Genomic DNA, 1,108 nt, shown 5'->3' on the forward strand with positions numbered 1-1,108 from the left:
GGTCGCAGCCAACAATGCGCTGGGCTTGGCAGCCCATGGGCAAGCGGCCCCGCGCGAGCAGCCAAGCGGCCCGCCCACTGGAACTGTGCAGAGCACCTCGGCCGTCGCCTTCTCGCCCATCCCCATGTCCCCGGGCGACCCGGCCTGGGACGTGCTGCGAGCCTTCCATGAAGAAGAGGCCGCACAGCCTGGCGCGCCAATGGCTACCAATGTGCCGCAGTTCCATCAGACGACATCGCTCCCGCCAGAATTGGCCCCCGTGCCGCCCCCATCCTCGCCTGCTCAAAGTGCCGGCTCGTCCTCGACCTTCGCCGGCCTTGAACCACTGTCACCCACACCTTATCGGCGTCCGGATTTTGATCTGAATGCGCTCACGCCCGGGCAACTGGCTGAGGAGAGTAGCGGCTTGGGCCATTGGACCGCAGTTGCCGGCTCGGCAATTGCCCAGCCCGGCTCGTCACGTAGATCATCGCAGATCTATGCCGGGCTTGATGACATCGTCGACTTGCACGACGATGCCGGCTCCGCGCCGTGGTCGGATGCTGCCAGGTCGAGATCGATTGCCGGGCCATCGTCGTCATCGAGCGAGCCTGGAGAAGGTTCCACGGCGTTGAGCGCTGCACATGGCAGGCACCCGGAGCTCGGGCCACAGCTTGGCTCGCGGGAGCAGGCCGATTGGGGGGTAAGGCCCGCCGCCTCGCAGGAAAGTTACGATCAGTCGCAGCTTTGGCAGGAGGTGGACCAAGCCGAAAGGCAAAGACCTGCCGGTCGGGACCGCCCCTGGTCAGGGTGGTCGCCGCAGTCGGATCAAGACATGGGACCAGCTTGGAGGTCCGCGTCAGCTCGCTCGTCTGATATCTACCGCGGTCTTGATTCCATAGTCGATTTGCCGTCCACACCGGCCGAGCTGCGTGATGATGCCCATTATGCCCCGCCTTCAGGTACAGCCTCCGACGCTCAGGTTGAGGCGCTCGATCCGCGAGCCTTGTCTCACGACCGCAGCGGGCTGGCACTAGGCGCCACGGAATGGCTGAACGATGAGCATATCCAGAGAGATTACGAACTTCTGGCGCAGGAGCTGCAGAGGGAAAATCCAGATCTCGCCGCC

The 1,108-nt window shown here is 64.5% G+C and carries 1 pseudogene; it reads left to right on the forward strand.

Annotated elements, in window-relative coordinates:
* Window positions 1-199: 199 nt before the first annotated feature.
* Window positions 200-1,108: pseudogene (locus RFN30_RS32250) on the forward strand (hypothetical protein); the annotation flags it as partial.

The sequence above is a fragment of the Mesorhizobium dulcispinae genome, from assembly GCF_033977345.1.
GTDB classification, from domain to species: Bacteria; Pseudomonadota; Alphaproteobacteria; order Rhizobiales; family Rhizobiaceae; genus Mesorhizobium; species Mesorhizobium dulcispinae.